Here is a 20,502-nt window from a genome sequence, read left to right on the forward strand (position 1 = left end):
ATGAAATCGCAGCATAGGCGATGCCTATGAGGTGGATTGTCTAAGGATATTTCCTTAATCTTTGCGACCTCGCTACAGTGCGCTCAACTTTTCGCTTTGCGGGCCTGCGCGTTTTAGCCTTCCCCAAGTGCTGCGTGGGTCCTTTTTAATTTCTTGGCTGGCGCAGCCGGTACACCGATGCCGGCCCTGCGGCCCGCTCGACAGGAGTTCGACATGTCTGAAGTACGTCATTCGCGCGTCATCATTCTCGGTTCCGGCCCTGCCGGTTACAGCGCTGCGGTGTATGCCGCCCGTGCCAACCTCAAGCCGCTGCTGATCACCGGCATGCAGGCTGGTGGCCAGCTGACCACCACCACCGAAGTCGACAACTGGCCGGGCGACCCCCACGGCCTGACCGGCCCGGCCCTGATGCAGCGTATGCAAGAGCACGCCGAGCGTTTTGAAACCGAGATCGTCTTCGACCACATCAACGCTGTCGACCTGGCCAACAAGCCGTTCACCCTGCAGGGTGACAGCGGCAAGTACACCTGTGATGCGCTGATCATCGCCACTGGCGCCAGCGCTCGCTACCTGGGCCTGCCGTCGGAAGAAACCTTCATGGGCAAGGGTGTTTCGGCCTGTGCCACCTGTGACGGTTTCTTCTACCGCAACAAGCCGGTCGCCGTGGTCGGTGGTGGTAACACTGCCGTGGAAGAGGCACTGTACCTGGCCAACATCGCCAGCAAAGTGACCCTGGTACACCGTCGCGAAACCTTCCGCGCCGAGAAGATCCTGGTCGACAAGCTGAACGCCCGTGTGGCCGAAGGCAAGATCGAGCTCAAGCTCAACGCCACCCTGGACGAAGTGCTGGGTGACAACATGGGTGTAACCGGTGCGCGCCTGAAGAACAACGACGGCAGCAGCGACGAAATCAAGGTCGACGGCGTGTTCATCGCCATTGGCCACACCCCGAACACTTCGCTGTTCGAAGGCCAGCTGACCCTGAAAGACGGCTACCTGGTAGTCAACGGCGGCCGCGAAGGCAACGCCACCGCTACCAACGTCGAGGGTGTGTTTGCCGCTGGCGACGTGGCTGACCATGTTTACCGCCAGGCCATCACTTCGGCCGGTGCTGGCTGCATGGCGGCGCTGGATGTCGAGCGCTACCTGGACGGTTTGGCCAACGCCTCGTTCTGATCTGAGAAAAAGGGGGGCAAAGCGCCCCCAATAAAAAACCGGCCAAGCGCCGGTTTTTTATTGCCTGCAATCAGCTCACAGGCTCAGTCGCATCGACAGGTCCACCGCTTTCACATCCTTGGTCATGGCACCAATCGAGATGTAGTCCACCCCTGTTTCGGCGATCACCCGCAGGGTCGTTTCGTTGACCCCGCCGCTGGCTTCAAGTTTGGCTTTGCCCGCGGTAATGCGCACGGCTTCGCGCATTTCGTCCAGGTTCAGCTCGTCGAGCATGATGATGTCCGCGCCAGCGGCCAGCGCCTGGCGCAGTTCGTCCAGGCTTTCGACCTCGATTTCCACCGGCTTGCCCGGCGCAATGCGGTGCGCTGCGGCCACAGCCTCGGCTACGCCGCCGCTGGCGGCGATGTGGTTTTCCTTGATCAGGAAGGCGTCGTACAGGCCTATGCGGTGGTTGTCGCACCCACCGCAGGTCACTGCGTATTTTTGCGCCAGGCGCAGGCCCGGCAGGGTTTTGCGGGTGTCCAGCAGGCGCACCTGGGTGCCGGCTACCAGGTCGGCGAGAAAGCGCGCACGGGTGGCGACCCCCGACAGCATCTGCAGGAAGTTCAGTGCGCTGCGCTCACCACTGAGCAGCGAACGGGCCGGGCCTTCCAGGTGGAACAACGGCTGATTGGCAGTGGCCTGCTCACCGTCGGCCACCTGCCAGTGCACTGCAACGCGCGGGTCGAGCTGGCGGAATACGGCATCGACCCAGGCGGTACCGGCGACCACGCAGTTTTCACGGGTGATGATGGTCGCCTTGGCCAGGCGCTCGGCCGGGATCAGTTGCGCGGTGATATCGCCACTGCCGATGTCCTCCAACAGCGCGCGGCGCACGTTGGCTTCAATTTCAGCGGTCAGGTCGGCAAGGCGTAGGTTCGGCATGGTCGGCTCCACAAGCTAGGTGCCCGCGATTATAGGGCAGGGGGCCAGTGTGTACAGCCGCCTTGGCGCTGACCTTTGGTCGGACGTCGTGAGTAATCGGAGCAGATCAGGGTCTTTAGCCAGCCAGCGAAACGACGCTGGTAGCTATGCGATTTTTTACCGATAATGGCGACTAGTATTTGGCGCCATGGCTTTGACGATTTTCCAGCCCTTTCGGGCAAGACACCCTGCAAGGAGTCCAGGATGCAAAAAGAAGGCAAGGTGGTGCCCTTGGCGGCAGCCATCGACCGAGGGGGGCGTACGCCTCATCCTTGCCTTCCGGTCTTGTTGCTGCAGGTGCGCGACAAGGCCGCGTTGCAGTTGCGTCAGGGCCTGCAGGACTTGTTCGACAATGCCGATGACACGCTCTTCGAAATGGCCGACAAGGCCTTGGACCGCAGTGACCAGAACCTGTACTTCGAGGCCATGCGTGACCTGCGCCTGAAGCGCAAGAGCATCGAGCGTGGTTTTCTGGATACGTTCCATGATGCTTTCCTCCGAGCCGGCCAGGTGGACTTGCTGGCAAACCTGGCCCAGCCGGGTAACCCGCGCAGCAAGGCTCAAATGGAGCGGGCCGCCGCTATCGAGAGCATGGTAGCGCGGGTGCTGTCACGCGATGGCATCGCCCTGCAGCAACTGGGTCTGCGCCTGCAGGCATTGCTCGACCGCCCCCTGTACGAGCAGTACAACCCATTGGGGCCAGCCGCGCTGTGTCGTTACTTTCTCGACGCCGGGCGTAATCTGGGCGTTGGCCTGCGGGTCAAGCTGGTGCTGCTGAAGCTGTTCGAGCGTTATGTGCTGCGCGATGTCGATGTGATCTATGGCGAAGCCAACCAGTTGCTGGCCGCTGCCGGCGTGCTGCCCGAGCTGCAACCGGCGCCGCGCCGGCGTGCCGAAGACCGGCGCATGCGTGCGCGACCCGGGCCGGCGAACCTTGGCCAGGAGGAGGGGGCGGACGCCGCAGGGCAGACGTTGTTTGCCTCGTTGCAGGCACTGCTGGCGCCGGTGCGCGGGCAGTTCGCTCCGCGCTTGCAAGCGGTGGCTGCCGCCCAGCCGATCAGTACCGCCGACCTGCTCCGGCTACTTTCGCATTTGCAGCGCTATGTGCCCGCCACGTACGAGGCCGATGACTTCGAGCTCGGCCAGCAGCTTGAGCAGCTGCTGTTGCGGGTCAGTGTGCGCAGCGGTACGCGTCGGCGCCTTCAGGTGGCTGACGAAGACATGATCAACCTGGTTGGCCTGCTGTTCGCGTTCATCCACAACGATGACAACCTGCCGGCCAGCCTGCGGGCGCTGATTGCGCGCCTTCATATTCCCTTGCTCAAGGTGGCATTACTGGACAAGGGGCTGTTCAGCCGGAGTAACCACCCGGCGCGCCGTTTGCTCAACGAAATCGCCGGCGCCGCGATTGGCTGGGAGTGCGGCAGCGAGTGCCAGCGTGACAGCTTGCACATGCGGGTAGAGCGTATCGTCCAGCGCTTGCTCAATGATTTTGCCGACGATGCCAGCTTGTTCGCCGAGTTGCTCGACGACTTCCTGGCATTCAATCAGGACGAACGGCGACGTAACGAGTTGCTGGAGCAACGCACTCGCGACGCCGAAGAAGGCCGTGCCCGGGCAATGCAGGCCAGGCAGCAGGTGCAGCACGTGCTCAACCAGCGCCTGCGCGGCCGGGTGTTGCCGCAGGTGGTGGTGCAAATGCTGGTGCAGGCCTGGAGCCAGGTACTGCTGTTGGCTTGGCTGAAACAGGGTGAGGCCTCACAGGCCTGGCGCGACGCAGTGCAGACGATGGACATGCTGCTGGCCAGCATCACGCCGCCACATGAGCCACAAGCCTTGCTGCAGCAGGTGCCAGGCCTGCTCAAGGCGCTGCGCGATGGCCTGGCCAGCGTAGCCCTGGACGCGGTGGCGACCCGCGAGTTCTTCCTGCAACTGGAACAGTTGCACTTGCGCGCCTGCGCAGGTAATGAGGCGCTGCCGGGAGGGGAGGGCCAATCCTTGGGCGATGTGCGGGTGGCCCAAGAGATTGTGCTGGCGATTGCCGAAGAGCCCGCCTGCGTGCCCCTGCACGCTGCCGACGGGCAGGCTGCAGTGCTGCGCCAGGCGCAACGCCTGCGCATCGGCACTTGGGTCGAGGTTCTCGACGAAGATGAGCCGCTGCGCTGCAAGCTGGTCGCGCGTATCGACAGCAGTGACAGGCTGGTGTTCGCCAACCGCACCGGCATGAAAGTGCGCGAGTGGAGCAGCGCCAGCCTGGCCCAGGCACTGCAGCGGCACGAAGTGCGCGTGCTGGATGATCGCCTGTTGTTCGAACGGGCGCTGGAGGCGGTACTTGAAAGCTTGCGGCAAGGGCAGGCGCAATAGGCCGACGCATTACAATCATTCACATGCACACGGCGTTGGCCGCAGGGCATACTGTGGGCATGTTCACGGCGTTTTTCAGGATCTGCCCATGCAATTGGACCGTGCCACTGGCTGGTTCCACGGAATCGGAATCACCCACTGCCCCTCGCCGAACTTCAATTCGCGCCCCGAAGGCGAATCGATTTCCCTGCTGGTGATCCACAACATCAGCCTGCCCCCGGCCTGTTTCGGCACGGGCAAGGTGCAGCAATTCTTCCAGAACCGCCTGGCCCTTGATGAACACCCGTATTTTGCCAGCATCAACCACCTGACCGTGTCGGCGCACCTGTTCGTCGAGCGTGACGGCGCGGTGACGCAGTTCGTGTCGTTGCATGATCGTGCCTGGCATGCGGGTGTGTCGAGCTTTGACGGGCGCGAAGGCTGTAACGACTTTTCCATCGGCATCGAACTGGAAGGCACCGACGACCTGCCCTATACCGATGCCCAGTATGCGGTGCTGGAACAACTCACCCGGCACATCCGCGCTGCCTGGCCGGCCATCGACCTGAGCCGCATTCAGGGCCACAGTGACATTGCCCCGCAGCGCAAGACCGACCCCGGCCCGGCCTTCGACTGGTCGCGCTACCGCCAGGCGCTGCAGCACAACGAGGACAAGGCATGAGTTTTCTGGTGTTGTTGCTGGCGCTGTGGGTCGAGAAGTTTTCGGCCCTGCGCCATCAGGTGCAGCGCGATGGGTTCTTTCTTGGCGAACTGGTGCGTCTGGAACGCAACGGCAAGGTGCACCCCTGGTGGACGTTGGCCATCCTGGTGTTGGCACCGGTAGCGCTGCTGGTGTTGCTGCTGCATGTGCTGGAGCCGGTGGCCTATGGTTTGCTGGCGTTGCCGGTGCACTTGCTGGTGCTGATCTACAGCCTGGGCCGCGGCGATGCCAAGGCATCGCTGGGGGCGTTTCGTGATGCCTGGCGGCGGGGGGATGATCAGGCGGCGCTGCACGCGGCCGAGCGCGACCTGGGCCTGGTGGCCGATGAACCGCACAGCTTGCTGGTGCGGGTGCAGGGTAACTTGCTGTGGCAGGTGTACCAGGGCTTTTTTGCGGTGATCTTCTGGTATTTCGTACTGGGCCCTGGCGCTGCGCTGGCTTATCGATTGTTGGCGCTGTGTAGTGAGCACAGCAAGCAGCCGGCTTTGAAGGCGCGTGCCGAGCAGTTGCGGTACATCATGGACTGGTTGCCGGTGCGGGCGCTGGCATTGAGCTTTGCCCTGGTGGGCAACTTCCTCGCGGTGACACGGGTGATGCTGCACGAAGTGCTCAACTGGCACATCAGCGCCGGGCACCTGGTGGCTCGGGTAGGGCGGATTGCCGATGACATTCCCGAGGAAGAGGACAGCCAGCGCGGGTTGGGGCGGCTGGACAGTCTGTGGGAATTGCTGTTGCGCTGTGCAGTGCTGTGGTATGCCGGGTTCGCGCTGTGGACCGTGCTGGTCTGATTCGGGGCCGATCGCATCCCACGGGAATCCCGGTCACCCGAGTTTCACCAGCCGAACAACGTGCAAGCATTGCGGGTGCTGGCCTGTGCCAGCACCTCCACATCCAGCCCCATTACGTGCGCCAGCGCCGCTGCAATTTCCGGCAGGTGCTCCGGGCTGTTGCGAACCCCCGGGTACATCGCCGGTGCCATGTCCGGTGCATCAGTCTCCAGCACCACAGTGTCCAGTGGCAGCCGCGCCAAGGTCTTGCGCAGCCGCAGCGCCTGCGGCCAGGTACCCGCACCGCCCAACCCCAGCAGGAACCCCAGCTTGATGTACTCGCGGGCCTCTTCGTAGCTGCCGGCAAACGCATGAATCACCCCCGCCCGCGCTGGCTTGTAGCGCTTGAGTGTGGCAATCACCTGGGCATGGCTGCGGCGCACGTGCAGCAGGGCCGGTAGTTCGAAGTCGCAAGCCATCTGCAGTTGCGCTTCGAACAGCGCCTGCTGGCGGGTCTTGTCAATGTCTGCGAGGTAATAGTCCAGGCCAAACTCACCTACGGCACATAGCCGCGGGTTGTCGCGCAGGCGCTCCAGCCACTCGCGCAGTTGCACCAGGTGCTCAGGGCGATGCTGGTCGAGGTAGACCGGGTGCAGGCCAAGCGCGGCGAACAGGCGCGGCTCGGCGCAGGCCAGTTCCCACACCCGCTGGAAATTCGCCTGGTACACCCCCAGCACCACCATTCGCTCCAGCCCACGCGCCGCCGCGTTGGCCAGCAGGCGCGGTCGGTCGGCGTCGAAGTCGGGGAAGTCCAGGTGGGTGTGGGTGTCGATCAGGCGCATGTTCAGGCCGCTGAGATGCGTTGCTTGAAGGTGCGGCCAACAGCGTGCACGCCGGGTTCATAGCGTTTTTCCTCGATGGCGGCCAGTGCCAGTTCAAGCGCGGTGGCCGCAATCTGGCCATGCTGCTGGGCCATGGCATTGACCGGCAGCGGCAGGAAGTCGAGCAACTGGTTGTCGCCAAAGGTACCCAACTGCAGTTGGCGCGAGTCGACCGGGCGTGCCTGGAGGGTGTCGAACACGCCCTGCAACAGCACGTACGAAGTAGTCACCAGAGCATCCGGCAGGCCACCCAGGTCGTCGATCAGTTGCTGCATCAGGCGTTGGCCGCACTCACGGCTGAAGGCTTCGCCCTGATAGCGGCGTACTTCGCCGGTATAGCCTTGCAGGGCTTCGTCGAATCCGCCGGCACGTGCCTGGCTAACCGACAGCTCGGGGCGTGCGCCTATCAGGGCGATGCTGCGTGGGGCCGAGCTGAGCAGGCTGGCGGCCAGCTGGCGGCTGGCATCGCGGTCGTCGCTGATCACCGAGCAGAAGTGTGCGGGGTCCAGACGGCGGTCGATGGCAATCACCGGCAGGCCTTTGTCCTGCAGCTCGCGGTAGCTGTCATCTTCTGGCGGCAGGCAACTGGCAACGAACAGCGCATCACATCGGCGCGCACGGAACAGTTGCTGCAGTTGGCGCTCGCTGTCTGGCTGGTCATCGCTGCTGGCGATCAGCAGCTGGTAGCCGCGGGCGCGTGCGCCTTGCTCCAGTTGCTTGGCAATGCGGGCGTAGCTGGGGTTCTCCAGATCCGGGAGAATGAAGCCCAGGGTGCGGGTATGCCGGCTGCGCAGCCCAGCAGCCTGCGGGTTGGGGGTGAAGCCGTGGGCTTCGACCACCGCGCGTACCCGCTCGACAGTACTGTTACTGATGCGCTGCTGTTCAGCCTTGCCATTGATGACGTAGCTGGCAGTGGTCACGGACACACCGGCCAGACGGGCGATATCGCTGAGTTTCACCGAATTTTCCTTGTTATTACCGGGGCTGGCTGTAAGGCCGGACCGGGTAGTTTGACCCGGTACAGGCATCACGCGCAGACGACCATTGTCGCAATTGTCCGACAGGATGGGGCTTTTTACTGGGCAGATTATCGAGTAACGTGGCCGTCTGGTCAGATTAAACGTTTCAGCTGCCGAATTTTCTGCCTCGGCTGCCACCCGCGCAAGGCTGCTGAACTGGCCCTTTATGTGAATTTCACAACAATACTCCAGTACCCGAACGGGAACTGCAAAAGGAGAAGGTCATGCTCGAGCTCGCCAATGAGCAGATAGCCATGGGCCAGAAGGCCGCCGACAAGGCCGAGGCGTTACGCCTTCTGGCGGATCGGCTGGTTGCGGACGGTCTGGTCGCCGAGGGTTACCTGCAAGGGCTGCAGGCCCGGGAAGCACAAGGCTCCACGTTCCTTGGCCAGGGCATCGCCATTCCCCATGGTACGCCGCAAACACGTGACCTGGTGTATGCCACCGGCGTACGCCTGCTGCAGTTCCCCGAGGGGGTAGACTGGGGTGACGGGCAAATGGTCTACCTGGCCATTGGTATTGCCGCCCGCTCCGACGAACACCTGCGCCTGCTGCAGCTGTTGACCCGGGCGTTGGGCGAGACCGACCTGGCCGAAGCCTTGCGCCGGGCCAGCTCTGCCGAAGCGCTGCTCAAGCTGCTGCAGGGCGCGCCCCAGGCGCTGGCGCTGGATGCGCAGCTGGTCGGGCTGAACGTGCCGGCAGAAGACTTCGACGAACTGGCCTGGCGCGGTGCCCGCCTGCTGCAACGTGCCGACTGTGTCGACAGTGGCTTTGCCGCCGTGCTGCAGCAGGCCGAGCCGCTGCCGCTGGGTGAGGGCCTGTGGTGGCTGCACAGCGAGCGCCAGGTTCGTCAGCCGGGCCTCGCCTTCATCACCCCGCAGCAGCCGCTGCGTTACCGCGACCAGCCGCTCAACGGTCTGTTCTGCCTGGCCAGCCTTGGCGCCGCTCACGAGGCCCTGCTTGAGCGGCTGTGCGAAGTGCTGATCGAAGGCCGTGGGCAGATGCTCTACCAAGCCACCAGCAGCCGTGCGGTGCTGGAAGTGCTGGGCGGCGAAGTGCCGGCGGACTGGCCTAGCGCACGTGTCGTGCTGGCCAATCCACATGGTTTGCATGCGCGACCGGCCAAGGTGCTTGCACAACTGGCCAAAGGCTTTGAAGGGGAAATCCGTGTGCGCCTGGTCGGTAGCGCGCAGCCAGCCGTATCGGTGAAGAGCCTGAGCAAGCTGCTCAGCCTCGGCGCACGCCGTGGTCAGGCACTGGAACTGGTCGCCGAACCGAGCATCGCTGCCGATGCCTTGCCGGTGCTGCTGGCTGCTATCGAGCAAGGCTTGGGTGAAGAGGTGGAACCGCTACCGCAGAGCGTCGCGCCCATTGCCGATGACGTACCCGAAGTACTGCAAGCGCCAGCGGCCGGCAGCCGTATCCAGGGTGTGGGCGCCGCCCCCGGCATTGCCAGCGGCCCGGCGCATGTCTGTGTCGAGCGTGAGTTCGACTATCCCTTGCGGGGTGAATCGTGCGCCTTGGAGCGGCAGAAACTGCGCGAAGCCTTGGCTACCGTCAACGGCGAACTGCAGGCTTTGGTCCTGCGCAGCGACAAAGCCATTGGCGAAATTTTCGTCACCCACCAGGAAATGCTTGCCGACCCGGCCCTGACCGACGATGTCGAACAGCGCCTGGCCCAGGGCGAAAGCGCTGCGGCCGCATGGATGGCCGTGATCGAAGCTGCGGCCCGTCAGCAAGAGGCGTTGCACGATGCGCTGCTCGCCGAGCGCGCCGCCGACCTGCGCGATATTGGCCGCCGCGTGCTTGCGCAGTTGTGTGGTGTGCAGGCGCAGGTTGAACCCGAGCAACCCTATGTGCTGGTGATGACCGAAGTCGGTCCATCCGATGTCGCTCGCCTGGATCCCAACCGGGTTGCCGGCATTGTCACCGCCCAGGGCGGCGCCACGGCCCACAGTGCCATCGTCGCCCGGGCGTTGGGCATACCAGCAGTGGTCGGCGCGGGTGCATCGATACTGCTGTTGGAGAGTGGTACGCCGCTGCTGCTCGATGGCCAGCGTGGTGTGGTCAGCGTCGCACCGCCAGCGGATGAGCTGCAGCGGGCGCTGGCCGAGCGTGACCTGCGCGAGCAACGCCTGCAGGCCGCCTGGGCCAACCGCTTCGAGCCGGCTATCACCCGTGATGGGCATGCCGTTGAGGTGTTTGCCAACATCGGCGATAGCAACGGCATCGCCAAGGTGGTGGAGCAGGGCGCCGAAGGTGTCGGCCTGCTGCGCACCGAACTGATTTTCATGGCCCACCCTCAAGCGCCGGATGTGGCTACCCAGGAAGCCGAGTACCGCCGCGTGCTCGATGGCCTCGATGGGCGCCCGCTGGTGGTGCGAACCCTTGACGTTGGCGGCGACAAACCGTTGCCTTACTGGCCGATCGCTGCCGAGGAAAATCCCTTCCTCGGCGTGCGCGGCGTGCGTTTGACCCTGCAGCGCCCGCAAGTGATGGAAGACCAGTTGCGCGCGTTGCTGCGGGCCGCCGACCAGCGCCCGTTGCGTATCATGTTTCCCATGGTTGGCCAGGTGCACGAGTGGCGTGAGGCTCGGGCCATGGTGGAGCGCCTGCGTGCAGAAATCCCGGTAGCCGACCTGCAACTGGGCATTATGGTCGAGGTCCCTTCAGCGGCCCTGCTGGCAGCGCAATTGGCGCGCGAAGTGGACTTCTTCAGCATCGGCACCAACGACCTGACTCAATACACCTTGGCCATCGACCGTGGCCACCCCAGCCTCTCGGCACAGGCCGATGGCCTGCACCCGGCGGTATTGAGCCTGATCGACATGACCGTGCGCGCCGCCCATGCCCACGGCAAGTGGGTGGGCGTGTGTGGCGAGCTGGCGGCCGACCCGCAGGCGGTGGCCGTGCTGCTGGGGCTGGACGTGGACGAACTCAGCGTCTCCGCGCGCAGCATCGCCGAAGTCAAGGCACTGGTTCGCCAGGCCGATCATCAGGCAGCCCGCGCCCTGGCGCGCGAGGCCCTGCAACAGGACAGCGCCGCAGCAGTTCGCGCGCTGGTGGAGCGTTACTGAATGGCCAAGATCCTCACTCTTACCCTGAACCCTGCGCTGGATATCACCATCGGCCTGGACACTCTGCGCCCAGGGCAGGTCAACCGTAGCCAGGCGCAGCACAGTCACGCCGCAGGCAAGGGGCTGAACGTTGCCCAGGTACTGGCCGACCTGGGGCACAGCGTAACCGTGGGCGGTTTCCTCGGGCGCGACAATCTGCAGCCCTTCGAGGCGCTGATCGACGGCCGCGGTTTTACCGACTGCTTTGTCCGTGTGCCGGGCGAAACCCGCAGCAATATCAAGCTGGTCGAGGCCGATGGCCGCGTGACCGACATCAACGGGCAGGGCCCGGAGGTCGACGAGGCGGCACGTAGCGCCTTGCTGCACAGGCTGGAACAGATTGCCCCCGGTCATGATGCCGTGGTGGTGGCCGGTAGCCTGCCGCGTGGAATCAGTGCCGACTGGTTCCGCCAGTTGCTCGAACGGTTGAAGGCCCAAGGCCTCAAGGTAGTCCTGGACAGCAGTGGTGAAGCCCTGCGTGTCGGCTTGCAAAGCGCGCCCTGGTTGGTCAAGCCCAATACCGAAGAACTGGGCGAAGTGTTGGGCCTGGCTGTGGATAACCTGGCGCAACAGCGCGCCGCCGCCAAGCGCCTGCTGGACAGTGGCGTTGAACACGTGGTGGTGTCTGCGGGCGAGCAGGGCGTCAGTTGGTTCAGTCGCGATCTGGCCCTGCAGGCCCGCCCACCCAAGGTGCGGGTTGCCAGCACGGTGGGGGCGGGGGATTCGCTGGTGGCCGGCATGGTCCACGGCCTGCTGCTGGCCGAGGCGCCTGCGCAGACGTTGACCCGGGCCACTGCCATCGCCGCCCAGGCCGTTACCCAGGTTGGCTTCGGCATCCATGACCGCGAGCACCTGGCGCAGTTGGAGGCGGCCGTGCAACTGACAGAACAACAAGAGGGTTGCCGATGAACATTGCCATAGTCACCGCCTGCCCCAATGGCCAGGTATCGAGTGTACTGAGTGCACGCTTGCTGTCCGCCGCTGCCCAGCGTCGCGGCTGGAGCACCAGCGTCGAAGTGCAGAATACTGAACACCCCGAGCGGCAACTGAGCGCCGCACAGATCGCCGAGGCTGACTGGGTGCTTGTGGTCAGCACCGGGCCGGTGGATCTGGCCCGCTTCGTCGGCAAGCGCCTGTACCAAAGCACGCCGTCCCAGGCGCTGGCTGATCGCGAAGGCTTTCTCGACGAAGCAGCGGCCAACGCCGAGCTGCTGGCCGCAGTGACAGACACCCCTGCCGCAACTGGCAGTGCTGGCGCTCGCATCGTTGCCGTCACTGCATGCCCGACCGGCGTAGCCCATACCTTCATGGCCGCAGAGGCCTTGCAGCAAGCCGCACAACAACTGGGCTACCAGCTTACCGTCGAGACCCAGGGCTCGGTCGGTGCGCGCAACCCCTTGTCCGCTGACGCCATCGCTGCGGCCGACGTGGTGCTGCTGGCCGCCGACATTGAAGTACCCACTGCACGTTTCGCCGGCAAACGTATTTACCGTTGTGGTACCGGCATTGCCCTCAAGCAGGCCCGCGCTACCCTGGACAAAGCCCTGGCGCAAGCCACGGTGGAAAACGCTGCCGACGCCGCAGCGGCGACCACACCGACCAAGGGCGAGAAAACCGGCGTGTACAAGCACTTGCTGACCGGCGTGTCGTTCATGCTGCCGATGGTGGTGGCCGGCGGCCTGCTGATTGCCCTGTCGTTCGTGTTCGGTATCGAGGCCTACAAAGAGGCGGGTACCTTGCCGGCGGCGTTGATGCAGATTGGCGGTGAAGCCGCCTTCAAACTGATGGTTCCGCTACTGGCGGGCTATATCGCCTGGTCCATCGCCGACCGCCCCGGGCTGGCCCCGGGCATGATCGGCGGCCTGTTGGCCAGCACCTTGGGGGCCGGCTTCATCGGTGGCATCGTCGCCGGTTTCCTCGCCGGTTACAGCGCCAAGGCCATTGCCCGATGGGCGCGCTTGCCCAGCAGCCTGGAGGCGCTCAAGCCGATCCTGATCATTCCATTGCTGGCCAGTCTGTTCACCGGGCTGGTGATGATCTACGTGGTCGGCCAGCCGGTAGCGGCGATGCTCGAAGGCCTGACGCACTTCCTCGACAGCATGGGCACCACCAATGCGATCCTGCTGGGGCTGTTGCTGGGCGGCATGATGTGCGTCGACCTTGGCGGGCCGATCAACAAGGCCGCCTATGCGTTCTCGGTGGGGCTGCTGGCATCGTCGAGCTACGCGCCAATGGCGGCCACCATGGCCGCCGGCATGGTGCCGCCGATTGGCCTGGGGATTGCCACCTTCCTGGCCCGGCGCAAGTTCGCCCAGAGCGAGCGCGAGGCGGGCAAGGCGGCGCTGGCGCTGGGGCTGTGCTTCATCTCCGAAGGGGCGATTCCGTTTGCCGCCAAGGACCCGTTACGGGTGATCCCGGCCAGTATCGCCGGTGGTGCGTTGACCGGGGCATTGTCGATGTATTTTGGCTGCAAGCTAATGGCGCCGCATGGCGGCTTGTTCGTGTTGTTGATCCCCAACGCGATCAACCATGCGTTGCTGTATTTGCTGGCGATTGTGGCGGGTAGCCTGGTGACAGCGGTGGTGTATGCGGTTATCAAGAAGAGCGAGCGTGTGGAGTTGGCCGTGGCGCCTGCTAAAAGTGTATGAGCAGACCTCGTTCTGTGGGAGCGGCCTTGTGTGGCGAAAGGGCCGCAAAGCGGCCCCGGCAATCTAAGTTGCGAAGCTGAAAATCTGGGGCTGCTTCGCAGCCCTTTCGCGATACAAGGCCGCTCCCACAGAGCCCGCGTTGGCCTTTCAACGGCGATGCTTCTGCCGCAACGGCACCAGTAGATCACCCAGCCCGTTGTGATCGATCTCATGCATCAATGCCAGCAACCCGCCCAGTTCTCCTGCCGGGAAGCCCTTGCGCGCAAACCATGCCAGGTAGTCACCGGGCAGGTCGGCAATGATCCTTCCCTGGTACTTGCCGAACGGCATGCTGCGGGTCACCAGTAGTTCGAGAGTTTCCGGCTTCATCTTCGCGCACCTGGCTGTGGAAAGGCGCCGACCATACTGCAATCTGCACGAAGCCCCAAGCGGCAATCATGCAGAACGCCGTAACCATCAGTCGCCAATCAAGCTGTAAGTTATTGAATAGTAAGGGTTTTACGTTTTTTGAAAGCGTGGCACGAACACTGCAACTCTCTAGAGGACTATCACCTGCCAAGGAGTTCGACCATGAGCAACCCCAACAAAGACGTGATCGATGTACTCAACGACCTGATCGAGTACAGCAAGGATGGCGAGAAAGGTTTCAAGGCCTCGGCCGATGATGTGAAGAACCCCGAACTGAAAGCGTTCTTCGTCCAGCGTGCGGGCGAGTGCGCCAACGCTGCCAGTGAGCTGCAGAGCGAAGTGCGCCGTCTGGGCGGCGATCCTGAAACCTCTACCAGCATCAGTGGCGACCTGCACCGCGGCTGGGTCAACCTCAAGTCGATGGTCACCGGCAAGGACGAGGAAGCAGTGCTGAACGAGGTGGAGCGGGGCGAGGACCACGCCCTCAAGGCCTACAAGGAAGCCCGCGAAAAGCTGGTGAAACTGGGCCGCACTGCCAGCGACATGACCTACAGCCTGGTGGAAAAGCAGCTGCAAGGCGTGCAGCGCAACCATGACCAGGTCAAGGCCCTGCGCAACGCCGCTCGCGCCCGCTCCTAATCGAGCGGGCCCTCTACCCGATTGCGGCCATTGGCCTTGGCGCGGTAGAGCGCTTCGTCCGCAGCACCCAGCAGCCTGCCAAGGTCCTGCTGGGTGCCGGACAGACCGATACCGATGCTCACGGTCACGGCGTGGGCATCATCCGCAAACGGCGCCAGCGCCTCGACGCTGGCGCGGATGCGTTCAGCCAGTAGCTGGGCACCGGCCAGATCGGTTTCCGGCAACACTACCTGAAACTCCTCCCCACCATAGCGCGCAGCCAGGTCCGCGGGGCGACGAATGCATGTCTCGATGGCCTTGGCCACCTCGCGCAAGGCATGGTCGCCACCGGCATGGCCATGGCGCTGGTTGAATGCCTTGAAGTGGTCCACGTCCACCATCAGTACCGCCAGCGGCTTACGGCTACGTTGAGCACGGGCCCATTCCTGACGCAGCACATGGTCCAGCCTGCGGCGGTTAGCCAGGCCAGTCAGGCTATCGGTGGAAGCGAGCATGGCCAGGTCTTCTTCGGCTTCGTGGCGGCGGCGCAGTTCGCGGCCCAGCAGCAAAGTCAGCCAGAGAATGCCCACGCACAGACCGCCGGTGGCGACGCTGACCAGAATGGCCGTGCGGCGCCAGGACTCGAACACCTCGTCGGCCGAGTGCGCCACCAGCACGATCAGTGGCAACTGCGCGACCCGGGCGAAGGTGAACATGCGCAGCTTGCCGCTGCTGTGGGAGCGGGCGGTGAAGCTACCGCTCTGTTCACTGAGGATGCGTTTGAAATTGGGCCGTTCGGTGTAGTAGGTGCCAATCAGCGGGTCCTGCCCGCGGTAGGGCTGGCGGACGAGCAACTGCCCATCGGTATTGAACAGGTTGATGCTGCTGTCGTGGCCAATGTCCAGGCGCTGGAACAACTCATTGAAGTACGACAGGCGCAGCGCACCCGCTGCCAACCCGGCGAACTCGCCATTGGGGCCGGAGATACGTCGGCTGAAACTGATACACCAGTCCAGGTCGCCAAGCTTGGCCTTGAAAGGGGGGCCCACCAGCAAGCCGAGGTTGGCATTGTGCTGGTGGGCCTTGAACACCCCGGTGTCGCCGAAGTTGGCCTTGCGGGGCACGCTGCTGGTGGAGTCGCCAACGATATTGCCTTGCTTGTCCAGCCACAGCACGTCACCGCGCTTGCGGTCGACGAAGGCTTCATTGAACAGCAGGCGCTGGCGTATCGGGCCGGGGACTTCCGGCAGTTCCTTGCGGCCGACGGCCCAGATCAGGCCTTGCAGTGATTGGTCGTAGAGTTCGACGTTGCGCAGAATGTCGCTTTCGATCAGCTGCACGATGTTGTTCGACGAGCGCACCGCCGACTGCTCGATACTTTCGCGCTCGCGGGCAAGCAAGTAGCTGACGATGGCCACGATGGCGAGCACGGCAAGGCAACTGCCCAGGTTGAGGATCAGCTCGGGGTGCGACCTGTAGACTGCGAAACGCGGGGATTGGGTGGGCATGCTCGCTACTGCGTGGGCAGGGCCATTCGCGGCGGCGATATTCTAGGGAAGCGGGCATTGTCGGACAAGATTTGTCCGACGGAAGCACGGTGTACCGTACTTTTCGATTTGCCGTCGCCTGTAGGAGCGGGTTTACCCGCGAACATCGGCGCAGCCGGTGCCCAACACCGCGGTGCCTTCTTCGCGGTTGAACCCGCTCCCACAGGGTTATTTGCGATGCTTGCAGCGCAAGATCAGAACACGTTCAGTGGGTAATCGACGATTACCCGCAGTTCATCGTTGTCGCTGTTGCTGTCGATCGACGCATAACCCTGGCTGCCGCGGTGAGTGGCATAGCGTACCAGCACCGACAGGTCCTTGAGGTCACCCTCCTGGAACACGTATTTCACGTCCAGGTCGCGCTCCCAGTGCATGGCGTTCTTGCCATCCTCACGGTAGTAGTCGTAGTGAGTGGTGTCCTGAGTGGCCTTGGTCAGGTCAGCCTCGCCGCGCGAGTAGGACAGCGAAGTGGACAAACCAGGCACGCCGACACCGGCGAAGTCATAGCCGTACTGCAGTTTCCACGAACGCTCGTTCGGCGCGTTGAAGTCCGAGTACATGCGCGAGTTGTCCAGGTACACGCTGTCGCCCAGGTTGATGTAGTCGAATGGCGTGTTGCCGTTCACTCGCTGGTAGGCAGCGGTGACGCTGTGGAAGCCTGCGTTGACGGTGAAGTGCACGCTGTAGGTGTTGTTGTCGATCTTGCCTAGCAGGGCCTGGCCGGTGTCCTGGGTGTGATAGAAGTGCACGCCCGGGTTCAGGCTGACCAGGTCATTGACCACATAGGTGTAGTCGAAGTCCGCGTAGTACTGGTTCCAGATGTCCTTCAGCTCGGCGGCGTACAGGTTGGCGGTGATGTGCTCGGTACCGCTCCACGACGCGCCGGCCCAGTTCAGGTGCTTGCTCTTGTCGTGCTCATCCAGTGACCCGTAGTAGGTGTCGATGCGGCGGTGGCCGCTCTGGTTGTACGGGTGGGTGAAACTGACCTGGCCACCTTCGAGCAACAGGCCGTCGATGCTGGTGTTGGTCAGGCTTACACCGCGGAAGGTTTGCGGCAGCATGCGCGTTTCGCCGCCGGCGATCACCGGGTTGGTGAGGAACAGGTCACCGGCTTTCAGCTCGGTGTCGAAGGCTTTCAGCCTGACCGCAGCACCGGCAGTGGAGAACGAATGCGGGGCAGCGCCCAGTTCGCCGTCGTCCTTGATGTGTTCGGGCAGGATGCTGGTGCCGGCATGGCCGCCACCGCCGTCGAGCTTCAGGCCCAGCATGGCATGAGCATCCAGGCCAAAGCCGACTACACCCGGGGTGTAGCCCGACTCGAAACGCGCTACCGCGCCCTGGCCCCACTCGCGGGTGTCGCGCACGCCGGCGTTGTGGTTGTCGCGGTTGAAGTAGGCATTACGAAAATGCAGGTTGAAGGACGAACCTTCGATGAAGCCATCAGCCTTGTCTTCATCTGCCTGGGCGGCGAGAGGGATCGTTGCAGACAACGCAATGAAAAGCGGGGTAAAACGAAACGCGGAAGGCACCGGTACTAGCTCCTTGGGTCTGACGGTGGGGCAGTTTTTATATTTGAATGTGCGTCTTTTTTATAGGTACACGTTACAGCCGGGCTGAGCGTTAAAGCACATAAAAAAAGCCGCTGATCGGCAGCGGCTTTAAAAGGCTAACATATCGGCACCGGGGGTGCCCATGGCGTAGCCAAGGGAAAACGGGAGCAGCGACAGCGCGTGATCAGCTGTCGGCATTGGCATCGACGCTGACTTTGGAAGCTGTCTGTTTCGCGTCTTTTACGGTTTCTGCCTTGTTTGCGGCTACAGCGTCACGGGCCTCTTGATGGACAGCCGCGAACTCTGCATTACGGGCAACGAATGCCGGGGATTCTTCGGCCATGGCCAGGGGCGACAACAACAGGGAAGACAGGACGAAGACGCTGGCAATACCCATACTGTTGGACATTTGAAACTACCTTCTTGCGGTGCAAGTGCTAATGAGGACAGGGGTAAAGTTAGTCCTTTCAGTGCACTCGAAACAGAGCGAAGTGCGATAAGCACTGTTGCGCAAAAGGTAACGATCCTTGGAGGAAACAACGGGGCTTTCGGCGAAAGTCCCGTGCCAGGGCGCCTGCACAGTGCGCCGCCTTGGGCAAAATGGCCAGGCTAGAAACCGATAAAGGCGTAATAAACCGGGGTTTCATGGGTTGTGCGCAAACCCAGTGCCTGCAAGCTTGCCGTCAGCGCTTCATCCTGCACATGCAAGGTCCACTGCGCCCCTTCATTCCCCTGTACCTGCGCCAGCGCCGCAGCAAACGCCCCCATATCCGGCAAGTAGGCGGTAAAACCGTTACCCTTGAGCGCACTGGTCGTCATGCCCAACGCCTGGCACACCGCCACCTTGGCGGCAATGTCATCGCGATCGGCCTGGCGCGAAGCCTGTACCAGCGCCTGCAGTTCCACGTCGACCAGTTGCGTGCCGTGAATCAGCTCCGGCCCCTGTTGCCAGGCCTCCGGCGGGCAGTCCTTGCTGTCTGGCCGCAGTGGAATATGCGGGTTGATTTCTACCGGATAGATGCGACAGACCAGTGGGCGCTGCTCATAGATGGTGCAGAGGTCGTTGGCGTCGAGGTTACGGCAACGTCCTGGGTTGAATGCAGCAAAGGTCACCGAGACGCGTGCCTCGCCTTCGCCGCAATGCACCGGATGGGAGCGTCGCAGCACATGGTCACGTTGATCCAGCGGCATGCCGGGGCCGTCCACGACGAAGGCCTCGATCAGTACCACCACCTGGCCGGCATCGTCCGCCCAGCGACGCGCTTCGGCCAGCGTCAGGGGCACATGGTGGCCGGTGCAGCATTTGCCGCAGCCGGTACAGCCGAAACGTAAGCGGTCGGTCACTTGGCTTCCGGGCTCCATTCACTGACGAAAGCACGCTGGTGCTGGCGGTCGTACAGGCACAGTTCGGTGCCGGTGCGCTGCTGCATGTGCTTCTGTGGGTAGACGCCTTCGATCAGCAGGGCACTCATGCCTGCCTGGTCATCGAACTCGGCGGGCTTGCCGCGGGCATGGGCGTCCTTGAACTGGCTGGCGGTCAGGCAAGCCTTGAGCATCTGCTGGCGCTGCTCGTTCCAGGCCTGGCTACTGGAGGCCTGGGCAATACCGCTGAAGAGGGCGCAGCTGATCAAGATAGAGCTAAGAAGCTTCATACGCGATTCCGGCAATTTTCTTGCGAGGGGCGCGAATTATGCCCGAGTCACCCCCGGCGGCAAGCCGGGGAGTTTGTCGCTGAATATATCAGTGCTCGGCGAACACCACGGTACGCGCAGCCACCACCAGACAATCGGTCAGCTCTGGCGAGGAGAACTTGGTAAGGATGGCATTGGCCCCGGCCTGGGTCGCCTTTTCACTGCTCATGGCACTGTCCAGCGAGGTGTGCAGCAGCACGTACAGGTGCTGGAAGTCAGGAGTTTCACGCAGCGTGCGGGTGAAGGCGTAGCCGTCCATTTCGCTCATTTCGATGTCGGAGACGATGATGTTGATCTCCTGCGCGGTGCCTTGCAGCTCCAGCAGCACATTGATGGCGTCTTTGGCGCTGCGCGCGGTGTGGCATTCGATACCGAGGTTGCGCAGGGTGTGCACCGACTGCTGCAAGGCCACCTGGCTGTCGTCCACCACCAGGATATTGGCGGCGGCCAGCAGGCTGGCATCTTCTTCGTTCAAGGTGCTGTGCACTGGCTCGGCGACGGGCGGGGCGATGGCGTGTATGACTTTTTCGATGTCCAGCACCTGCACCAGGGTGTTGTCGACGCGCGTCACACCGGTGATGAACGAGCGGGTGCCCGAGGCGTAAGGCGGCGGTTTGATGTCGGTGCTCAGGCAATGCACGATACGACTGACCGCCTGTACATGCAGGCCTTGGCGCGAGCGGCTGATCTCGGTAACGATCAGGCAGCCACCCTGCGGGTCGACCAGTGGCTGTTCGCCAATGGCGCGAGACAAGTCGATGACCGACAGCGAGTGGCCGCGCAGGGTTGCCACACCTTTTACGTGGGGGTGCGACTCAGGCAGCTTGGTCAGCGGCGGGCAGGGGATGATCTCGCTGACCTTGAGCAGGTTGATTGCCATCAGCTTGCCGCTGCGCAGGGTGAACAGCAGCAGGGATAGCGAATCCGCGCGGGCATTTTGCGTGGCCATGGTGACCTTCGGTGGGGAGCAGGGGATAACCGGTTATCGGCCTGTTTGGGTCAGGCTTTAGGCAATTTGCACAGAACCCAGGAGTACCTGGGCCCCTGCGGGTGC

18 protein-coding genes are annotated in these 20,502 nt (G+C 63.3%); 8 read left to right on the forward strand and 10 right to left on the reverse strand.

What is annotated here, in order from left to right:
- Window positions 1-213: 213 nt before the first annotated feature.
- Window positions 214-1,176: a thioredoxin-disulfide reductase gene (gene trxB / locus ACF8FG_RS25675; protein WP_003247318.1), complete on the forward strand. Its 963-nt coding sequence runs from the start codon at window positions 214-216 to the stop codon at window positions 1,174-1,176.
- A 75-nt stretch (window positions 1,177-1,251) separates the two neighbouring features.
- Here trxB and nadC read toward each other — a convergent pair whose 3' ends face one another.
- Window positions 1,252-2,100, reverse strand: coding sequence for a carboxylating nicotinate-nucleotide diphosphorylase (nadC, locus tag ACF8FG_RS25680; RefSeq protein ID WP_003247317.1), 849 nt, complete (start codon window positions 2,098-2,100; stop codon window positions 1,252-1,254).
- Window positions 2,101-2,343: 243 nt separating this feature from the next.
- On the opposite strand from nadC, the gene ACF8FG_RS25685 reads away from it, so the two are divergent.
- The 3 genes from ACF8FG_RS25685 (at window position 2,344) to ampE (ending at window position 5,991) form a co-directional block, all read left to right on the forward strand.
- Window positions 2,344-4,503: a DUF1631 domain-containing protein gene (locus ACF8FG_RS25685; RefSeq protein WP_019436950.1), complete on the forward strand. Its 2,160-nt coding sequence runs from the start codon at window positions 2,344-2,346 to the stop codon at window positions 4,501-4,503.
- Window positions 4,504-4,591: 88 nt separating this feature from the next.
- Window positions 4,592-5,164: a 1,6-anhydro-N-acetylmuramyl-L-alanine amidase AmpD gene (gene ampD / locus ACF8FG_RS25690; RefSeq protein WP_070383467.1), complete on the forward strand. Its 573-nt coding sequence runs from the start codon at window positions 4,592-4,594 to the stop codon at window positions 5,162-5,164.
- Window positions 5,161-5,991 carry a regulatory signaling modulator protein AmpE gene (gene ampE, locus ACF8FG_RS25695; RefSeq protein ID WP_318075619.1) on the forward strand — a complete coding sequence of 277 codons (831 nt, stop codon included), beginning with the start codon at window positions 5,161-5,163 and terminating at the stop codon, window positions 5,989-5,991. Before ampD ends, ampE begins: the two co-directional genes overlap by 4 nt.
- A gap of 44 nt (window positions 5,992-6,035) precedes the next feature.
- Here ampE and ACF8FG_RS25700 read toward each other — a convergent pair whose 3' ends face one another.
- Both ACF8FG_RS25700 and cra read right to left on the reverse strand, forming a co-directional pair.
- Window positions 6,036-6,812, reverse strand: coding sequence for a TatD family hydrolase (locus tag ACF8FG_RS25700; RefSeq protein WP_318075620.1), 777 nt, complete (start codon window positions 6,810-6,812; stop codon window positions 6,036-6,038).
- A 2-nt stretch (window positions 6,813-6,814) separates the two neighbouring features.
- A complete protein-coding gene (cra, locus tag ACF8FG_RS25705; RefSeq protein ID WP_003247312.1) occupies window positions 6,815-7,810 on the reverse strand; it encodes a catabolite repressor/activator in 996 nt (331 codons plus the stop codon).
- A gap of 284 nt (window positions 7,811-8,094) precedes the next feature.
- Here cra and ptsP point away from each other — a divergent pair, with 284 nt between their 5' ends.
- Genes ptsP through ACF8FG_RS25720 form a run of 3 tightly spaced genes read left to right on the forward strand, consistent with a single transcriptional unit; the run spans window position 8,095 to window position 13,634 of the window.
- Entirely contained in the window at window positions 8,095-10,947 is a 2,853-nt protein-coding gene (ptsP, locus tag ACF8FG_RS25710; RefSeq protein ID WP_318075621.1) for a phosphoenolpyruvate--protein phosphotransferase, read from the forward strand.
- The gene (pfkB, locus tag ACF8FG_RS25715) at window positions 10,948-11,895 is read left to right on the forward strand and encodes a 1-phosphofructokinase (RefSeq protein ID WP_014589710.1); all 948 of its coding nucleotides are present in this window, start codon (window positions 10,948-10,950) and stop codon (window positions 11,893-11,895) included.
- A complete protein-coding gene (locus ACF8FG_RS25720) occupies window positions 11,892-13,634 on the forward strand; it encodes a PTS fructose-like transporter subunit IIB (protein ID WP_070383470.1) in 1,743 nt (580 codons plus the stop codon). Before pfkB ends, ACF8FG_RS25720 begins: the two co-directional genes overlap by 4 nt.
- Before the next feature lie 147 nt (window positions 13,635-13,781).
- Here ACF8FG_RS25720 and ACF8FG_RS25725 read toward each other — a convergent pair whose 3' ends face one another.
- A complete protein-coding gene (locus ACF8FG_RS25725) occupies window positions 13,782-14,003 on the reverse strand; it encodes a DUF3820 family protein (RefSeq protein ID WP_003247308.1) in 222 nt (73 codons plus the stop codon).
- Window positions 14,004-14,204: 201 nt separating this feature from the next.
- Here ACF8FG_RS25725 and ACF8FG_RS25730 point away from each other — a divergent pair, with 201 nt between their 5' ends.
- Entirely contained in the window at window positions 14,205-14,681 is a 477-nt protein-coding gene (locus tag ACF8FG_RS25730) for a PA2169 family four-helix-bundle protein (protein WP_014589713.1), read from the forward strand.
- On the opposite strand, the gene ACF8FG_RS25735 is transcribed toward ACF8FG_RS25730, so the two are convergent.
- The 6 genes from ACF8FG_RS25735 to ACF8FG_RS25760 all read right to left on the reverse strand — a co-directional run bounded on the left by ACF8FG_RS25735 (window position 14,678) and on the right by ACF8FG_RS25760 (window position 20,397).
- Window positions 14,678-16,168: a sensor domain-containing diguanylate cyclase gene (locus ACF8FG_RS25735; RefSeq protein WP_019436953.1), complete on the reverse strand. Its 1,491-nt coding sequence runs from the start codon at window positions 16,166-16,168 to the stop codon at window positions 14,678-14,680. The two genes, ACF8FG_RS25730 and ACF8FG_RS25735, sit on opposite strands and share 4 nt — an antisense overlap.
- Window positions 16,169-16,401: 233 nt before the next feature.
- Window positions 16,402-17,736, reverse strand: coding sequence for an OprD family porin (locus ACF8FG_RS25740; protein ID WP_070383471.1), 1,335 nt, complete (start codon window positions 17,734-17,736; stop codon window positions 16,402-16,404).
- Window positions 17,737-17,941: 205 nt separating this feature from the next.
- Window positions 17,942-18,166: a hypothetical protein gene (locus tag ACF8FG_RS25745; RefSeq protein WP_019436955.1), complete on the reverse strand. Its 225-nt coding sequence runs from the start codon at window positions 18,164-18,166 to the stop codon at window positions 17,942-17,944.
- 200 nt (window positions 18,167-18,366) lie between these two features.
- Window positions 18,367-19,101: a YkgJ family cysteine cluster protein gene (locus ACF8FG_RS25750; RefSeq protein ID WP_014589717.1), complete on the reverse strand. Its 735-nt coding sequence runs from the start codon at window positions 19,099-19,101 to the stop codon at window positions 18,367-18,369.
- Window positions 19,098-19,409, reverse strand: coding sequence for a hypothetical protein (locus tag ACF8FG_RS25755; RefSeq protein WP_014589718.1), 312 nt, complete (start codon window positions 19,407-19,409; stop codon window positions 19,098-19,100). Before ACF8FG_RS25755 ends, ACF8FG_RS25750 begins: the two co-directional genes overlap by 4 nt.
- Window positions 19,410-19,497: 88 nt before the next feature.
- Entirely contained in the window at window positions 19,498-20,397 is a 900-nt protein-coding gene (locus ACF8FG_RS25760; RefSeq protein ID WP_014589719.1) for a chemotaxis protein, read from the reverse strand.
- Between the last annotated feature and the right edge of the window lie 105 nt (window positions 20,398-20,502).

This window comes from Pseudomonas sp. YQ_6 (assembly GCF_043103245.1).
Taxonomy (GTDB): Bacteria; Pseudomonadota; Gammaproteobacteria; order Pseudomonadales; family Pseudomonadaceae; genus Aquipseudomonas; species Aquipseudomonas alloputida.